This window comes from Planotetraspora sp. A-T 1434, from assembly GCF_025420585.1.
GTDB lineage: Bacteria > Actinomycetota > Actinomycetes > Streptosporangiales > Streptosporangiaceae > JAOEGB01.
In genome coordinates this window covers 1-516 of the sequence record NZ_JAOEGB010000102.1, presented here as the reverse complement: position 1 = coordinate 516, position 516 = coordinate 1, and the positions used below count along the sequence as shown (strand labels likewise).

1 pseudogene is annotated in these 516 nt (G+C 68.4%); it reads left to right on the top strand.

The features are described 5' to 3' along the window. A pseudogene (locus tag N5079_RS35140) lies at positions 1-300 on the top strand (hypothetical protein); the annotation flags it as partial. Between the last annotated feature and the right edge of the window lie 216 nt (positions 301-516).

Here is a 516-nt window from a genome sequence, read left to right as displayed (position 1 = left end):
AGCCGCACCGGCCACCGCTACCCGGTCACACCCCCGCCCATCATCGAACCCCTCCCCGAACCGATCATCCCGGCCATCCCGGCCACCTCGGAGACCGTGGCCATGGCCTTGGAGGACGACCTTCCGCTGCCATCCACCTGGGAATACGGCCCACCGTGGCTTGAAGAAACGCAGCCTCAGCAACCGCCCGGCAGCCAGCCCACGCCCGGCGACCCGCCCCCGCGTGGCGGGAAGCAAGACGAACAGCGCCCACCCGGGACCTGTTCACCACGCCCGGAAGCGGACATCCCGCCCTTTTGAGATCACGGGTGCGACGCCGCTGCATCCCTGAGACCGGGCTGGACTCGACTGGGCTGACGCGTGGCGAATGGCGACTGGGCACCAACACCAACACCAACCGAAGGCTCTCCCCCAGCGCCCACAAGACATCCGCCGTTCTGACCGCCATTGAGCCGTTCTGACCGCCATTGATGGGTGAAGACCCGGGCGGCAGGACTGGCGAAGCCGCCCTAACCG